The following is a 5950-nucleotide window of genomic DNA, read 5'->3' as shown; positions in this document are numbered from 1 at the left end:
GCATGACGGTCGTGACCGAAGGGGTGGAGACCGAACAGCAGCGCGACCTGCTGGAAAAACTGAACTGCGACGTGATGCAGGGCTACCTGTTCGCCAAGCCGCTGGCGCCGCGCGACCTGGAACAGTGGGTTCGCAAGGGGGGCGCGCCTGCCGTCATCCGCGAAATCGAAGCTGCCCGCGCCAGCGCGGCCAGGAAGCCGGCGGCACCGGCACCAACGGCGGAACAGCCCGCCGCCCCGGAACCTGCGGTCACGCCCGCCAAACCGGCCCCGGCCCCCGCAGCCAAAGCAAAGTCCTGATCCATTCAAGGCGACAGATGGAGCAACGCCATGTCACTCAAACACGATGATCGCCTGCGTGCGCTAACCCACAAGGATTCCGATTTCTGGGCCGATGTGGTGGACAATGTCCTGATCGTCGCCATTACTGACGTGCGTGGCGTGATCACTTACGTCAACGACCGCTTTTGTGAAATCAGCCGCTACCCGCGTGAGGAACTGCTGGGGTCCACGCACCGGATCGTCAATTCCGGGTATCATGACGCCAGCTTCTTCCGGCAGATGTACCGCACCATCCGTTCGGGGGATATCTGGCGTGGCAACATCTGCAACCGCGCCAAGGACGGCACGCTGTACTGGGTGGCGACGACCATCATGCCCAAGCACAACTCGCTGGGTGCGATCGAAGGCTATGTCGCGACCCGTTTCGAGATCACGGAACTTATGAACACCCGTGACCGGCTGAAGTCGCTGGCGGCGACCGACCCGTTGACGGGGCTGTTCAACCGTGGCGGTTTCAACACCATGCTGCAGGCGTCGGTTGAGGAAAAGGCCCGCAACATCACCCGTGAAATCATGCTGGTGATGTTTGACCTCGACGGGTTCAAGCAGATCAACGACATCCACGGCCACCACGCGGGCGATGTGGTGCTGAAGGTCATTTCGCGGCGGCTGCAGGACCTGGTCAGCCCGCAGGATGCGGTGTGCCGGCTGGGTGGGGACGAATTCGCGCTTATCCTCAACCAAACGCTGCGCACCACGCAGCTTACGTCCATTCTTGAACGGCTGCTGGCGATCCTTGAAGCGCCGATCGAGGTCGGCAATACCGTGGTCAATGTGTCCGGCAGCATTGGCATATGCCCCGTCGCCAGTCAGGAAAGCGCGGAATCGCTGCAGAAGAACGCCGACATCGCGCTGTATGCCGCCAAGCGTGCCGGCGGCCATCAGGCGCGCATGTTCGACATCACCCTGCACCAGCATGCGCTGGAACGCGCGCAGATCCTGACCGATGCGCGCGACGGGGTGGAGAAGGACCAGTTTGAACTGTATTACCAGCCGATCCTGAACCTTGCGACCGGCCGGTGCGACCAGATCGAGGCCCTGCTGCGCTGGCACCATCCGCTGCGCGGGCTGCTGGCGGCGGAAAGCTTCCGTGACGTGTTCCTTGACGCGACACTGGCGCAGGCCATGAGCCCCCGCCTGGTCAAATCGTTCCAGAATGACATGCGGCTGTGGAATTCCAGCCTGTCCACCTATCCCAACCTGACCATCAACCTGTCACGGCTCGACCTGCTCAATGTCGGGTTCCAGAATGATCTTGAAGCCGAGATCAAGCGGCAGGGCGGCGACGCCAGTGATTACGTGCTGGAAATATCCGAAAGCGTGCTGGCGGGACGCCGGTCGGACCGGGTGCTGCTGCGGTTGCAGGAACTGGCGGATCTGGGGTTCCAGCTGACGCTGGATGATTTCGGGCTGGCAACGCTGCCGATCGCGGTGCTGCGTGACATCCGTTTCACGCAGGCCAAGATATCACGCCGGCTGGTGTGCGACCTTGAACACAGCCAGCAGGCGCGTGACGTGATCGCCCACCTGACGGGCCTTGGCCATGCCTTTGGCCTGAGTGTGACCGTAAGCGGGGTGGAAACAAAGGAGCAGATGGACATCCTGACCGCGATGAACGTGGACCGGATTCAGGGTTTCTACATTTCTCCGCCCATTTCCGCGGCGAATCTTGTGCTGGCGGAACATATCCTTGCGCCAGATCATACCGAAGTCGCGCTGCAGGCGTCATGAGGTGCCATGCGCCTCACACTCTATACCGATTATTCCATTCGCATCCTGATCTATCTGGGACAGAACCCGGGCAGGCGGGTTGCGATTCAGGAAATTGCCAACATCCACGGGATTTCGCAAACGCACCTTGTGAAGGTTGTCAATCGTCTGTCCAGCAATGGCATCGTCCTGGCGCGGCGTGGGCGCAGTGGCGGGCTGGAGCTGGCAGGGGGAGCGCACAAGATCCTGATTGGCGATGTCGTGCGGCTGATGGAAGCCGACCTGCCGGCGGCCATCGTGCCATGCATACCGGGCAAGGGGCAGCCGTGCATCCTGGCGGATATCTGCCGCCTGCGTGGGGTGGTCACGCGGTCCATTGATGCATTCATGGCAGTATTGGATGGTGTGACGTTACATGATATGTTGACTGACCGTAAAAAATCATTAATCCCATAAAAAATAATAAATGAGGATTTATTTGGTTTTTGTATATAATTTGAATCATTGCAAAGTTATTTTGCGAAATTATTGCGATAAAGTTATAATTTGTATTTATGACATGATAAAAATTATTCATAGGAGACGCTGCCGCACACTTTTAGGTTGCAGTGCGGACCGATCCGGTCTTTTTTTAATACATAATTTATAATCGTCACCATGTCTGATCACAGGATACCCATGCGCCGCATGTTACAATACGGGGCCGTGCCCGCCATCAGGGCAGGGAACAGCGCCATCGCCGCGACAGGCATATGCGACAACCACCGGCGCAGGGAGGCCGTGAACACCCCATCATGCGCCTGACCCTTCATACCGATTATGCCATCCGCGTGCTGGTCTACCTTGCCTGCAATGAAGGCCGACGCGTGTCCGTGCATGAAATTTCCACCCATCATGGCATTTCGCACAACCATCTGGTCAAGGTGGTCAACCGTCTGTCCAATAGCGGGATTGTGGAGGCGCGCAGGGGCCGGTCCGGCGGATTGCACCTGCCGCGCATACCACAGGACATCATTATCGGGGATATCGTGCGCCTGATGGAGGCCGACATACGGGCCATCGTGTCGTGCCAGCCTGAAAACGGACAACATTGCGTGCTGGCTGACATCTGTCGCCTGCGGCATCTGCTGTCGCGGTCTCTGGACGCCTTCATGGAGGTTCTGGACCAGACCACGCTGCACGACATCATGCCGCGCGAGATTTAGCCTGACCATCGTGTCGGGACTATGGATGCCCATAACTATATTCTGGTATATATAGACGATAGCCCGAAGTGGGTGTCCATGTCTGATAATTGGCAATTATGATTACATAAATCTCTGTTATTTATGGTAAAATATTGCCGTTTGCGATTGCAATACGGTGAATGGGGCGGTTTCCTGCGTGCACACACGGGGAGGTTGCCATGTCTGACAAGCCGGAATTCAAGCCCTATACCCATCCCGCCGGTGGATGGGGGGCGGCGAACGCCACCGCGCGGGTGTTGATGGAACAGAGTGTGCTGGCCAAGGGGTCCCGCGCGCTGCTGGCCATGAACCACCCGGACGGGTTCAAGTGCCCAAGCTGCGCATGGCCCGACCCCGATCGTGAAAAGACGCTGGAGTTCTGTGAAAACGGCGCCAAGGCGCTGGCGTTCGAGGCGACGAAGCGCACGGTTGGCGCGGACTTCTTTGCCGCCCATACCGTAACCGACCTTATGTCCCGCAGTGATCACTGGCTGGAAGAACAGGGGCGCCTGACCCGGCCCATGCGCTATGACGCCGCGACCGACCACTACGTGCCGTGTACGTGGGACGAAGCCTATGCCATGATCGGCCGCCACCTGCGCGCGCTTGATCATCCGGATCAGGCGGAATTCTATACTTCCGGCCGCACCTCCAACGAGGCGGCATTCCTGTATTCCGTATTTGTCCGCGCATTTGGCACCAACAACTTCCCCGACTGTTCCAACATGTGCCACGAGCCGACCAGCCGTGGCCTGCCCATGTCCATTGGTATCGGCAAGGGCACGGTGCAGATGAAGGACTTTGCCCACGCCGGGGCCATTTTCATCATTGGCCAGAACACCGGCACCAACAGCCCGCGCATGATGACCGAACTGGTGCATGCGCGGAAGCGCGGCGCGCCGATCGTTGCCGTAAACCCCATGCCCGAACGCGCGCTGATCCGTTTTACCGAACCGCAGGACCCGATCAAGATGGCGACCTTCGGGTCCACGCCCATCGCCAGCGAGTTCTGTCACGTGCGCATTGGCGGTGATGTCGCGTTCCTGAAGGGCGTGATGAAAACCCTGTTCCAGATGGATGCGGACGCCGTCGCGAAGGGTGAGCCCGCCGTGCTGGACCATGCCTTCATTACCGAACACACCGACGGGTTCGCGGCGCTGAAGGCTGATATCGAGGCGACACGGTGGCCCGACATTGTCGCCACCTCGGGCCTTTCGGAAGAACAGATCCGCCGGGTGGCGGGGATCTATGCCGCCTCCAACGCCACCATCATCTGTTTCGGCATGGGGGTGACACAGCACCAGCAGGGATCGCGCGTGATCCACCAGATTGCCAACCTGCTGATGCTGCGTGGTAATTTTGGCAAGGAAGGGGCCGGTATCTGCCCCGTGCGCGGCCATTCCAACGTGCAGGGCGACCGGACGGTCGGTATTGATGAAAAGCCGACATCCATCTACCTCGACCGGCTTCAGGCGGCGTTCGGCTTCAGCCCGCCGCGCGAACATGGCCACCATGTCATTGAATCCGTGCAGGCCATGATCGATGGCACGGCAAAGGTATTCATTGGCATGGGCGGCAACTTCATCCACGCCATTCCCGATACGCCCGTGGCGTATGAAGCGATGGCGCGGCTGGACCTGACCGTGGGTATCGCCACCAAGCTCAACCGCGGGCACCTGGTGCATGGGCGTGACGCGCTGATCCTGCCGGTCATTGCCCGGTCCGAAATCGACATGCAGAAAACCGGCCCGCAGTTTGTGACCATCGAGGACGCAATGTCCGGCGTCACGCGCTCGCACGGGGTACTGCACCCCACCAGTGCCGACCTGCGTTCGGAAATCGAGATCGTCTGCCGCATGGCCCGCGCAACCCTGCCGGACAGCACGATCGACTGGGAAGGGTTTATCGATGATTACGACCTGATCCGCGATAAAATCGCGCAGGTCTATCCCGACCTGTATGCCGGTTTCAACACGCGCATCCGTCAGGGCAAGGGCTTTTCGCTGCCGGTGCCGCCCCGCCAGCGGATATGGAATACGCCAACGGGCAAGGCCAATTTCCTGATCTTTGACGGACTGGACGAGGACACGCCCATAGGTGGCCCGGACATGCTGCGCCTGTCCACCATCCGCTCGCACGATCAGTACAATACTACGGTCTATACCAATAATGACCGCTACCGGGGCGTGTACAACACCCGCATGGTCGTGTTCATGAATAAGGATGACATGGCGGCACGCGGGCTGACGGATGGGGCGATGGCCGCCCTTGAAACCATCAGCTCCGACGGTACGCAGCGTCGGGTGAACGGATTGATGGTGGTGCCATACCCCATGCCGCGCGGATCGATTGCGGGGTACTATCCCGAACTCAACCCGCTGCTGCCGCTGTCGCATTTCGACCAGATCGCGGGAACGCCCGCCGCGAAGTCCATACCGGTGCGCGTGACCGCCGCCGCGCCCGCAGCCCAGCCCGAACCGGCCTGAACCCGGTCCGATCATGAACACCAACAGTTTCGCGCGGCAGGTGGATTACGCCACCGCCCTGCGGCTGGTGCGCGACCGTGCCGCGCGGGTCATGCCCCCCGCAACCCGCGTGCCGGTGGCGCAGGCGACGGGACGGGTGGCGGCAACCGACATCATGGCCCGCACCTGCCGCCCACCCGCCGATATT

General features: G+C 60.3%; 5 protein-coding genes. All 5 read left to right on the top strand.

Annotated elements, in window-relative coordinates; all coding sequences use genetic code 11:
- On the top strand, nt 1-299 hold a 299-nt coding region (locus tag B7449_RS17400; RefSeq protein WP_048883928.1), incomplete at its 5' end, for an EAL domain-containing protein.
- A 30-nt stretch (nt 300-329) separates the two neighbouring features.
- Nucleotides 330-2072, top strand: a complete 1743-nt coding sequence (locus B7449_RS17395; protein ID WP_039735916.1) for a putative bifunctional diguanylate cyclase/phosphodiesterase — start codon at nt 330-332, stop codon at nt 2070-2072.
- A gap of 6 nt (nt 2073-2078) precedes the next feature.
- Complete coding sequence (locus tag B7449_RS17390; protein WP_039735915.1) at nt 2079-2507, top strand: RrF2 family transcriptional regulator; 429 nt, start codon at nt 2079-2081, stop codon at nt 2505-2507.
- A 338-nt stretch (nt 2508-2845) separates the two neighbouring features.
- Complete coding sequence (locus B7449_RS17385; RefSeq protein WP_039735914.1) at nt 2846-3256, top strand: RrF2 family transcriptional regulator; 411 nt, start codon at nt 2846-2848, stop codon at nt 3254-3256.
- A 200-nt stretch (nt 3257-3456) separates the two neighbouring features.
- On the top strand, nt 3457-5763 hold the full coding sequence (locus tag B7449_RS17380; RefSeq protein ID WP_039735913.1) for an FdhF/YdeP family oxidoreductase: 2307 nt from the start codon (nt 3457-3459) through the stop codon (nt 5761-5763).
- Nucleotides 5764-5950 lie beyond the last annotated feature (187 nt).

The sequence above is a fragment of the Komagataeibacter intermedius TF2 genome, from assembly GCF_000964425.1.
Classification (GTDB): domain Bacteria; phylum Pseudomonadota; class Alphaproteobacteria; order Acetobacterales; family Acetobacteraceae; genus Komagataeibacter; species Komagataeibacter intermedius.
Note: the sequence above shows the minus strand (reverse complement) of the source record. Positions and strands in the feature narration are given on the sequence as shown.

Excerpts from the sequence above, each read along its gene's own strand:
- B7449_RS17385 (WP_039735914.1), top strand. The coding sequence starts at position 2,846 with ATGCGCCTGACCCTTCATACCGATTATGCCATCCGCGTGCTGGTCTAC.
- B7449_RS17390 (WP_039735915.1), top strand. The coding sequence starts at position 2,079 with ATGCGCCTCACACTCTATACCGATTATTCCATTCGCATCCTGATCTAT.
- B7449_RS17380 (WP_039735913.1), top strand. The coding sequence starts at position 3,457 with ATGTCTGACAAGCCGGAATTCAAGCCCTATACCCATCCCGCCGGTGGA.
- B7449_RS17395 (WP_039735916.1), top strand. The coding sequence starts at position 330 with ATGTCACTCAAACACGATGATCGCCTGCGTGCGCTAACCCACAAGGAT.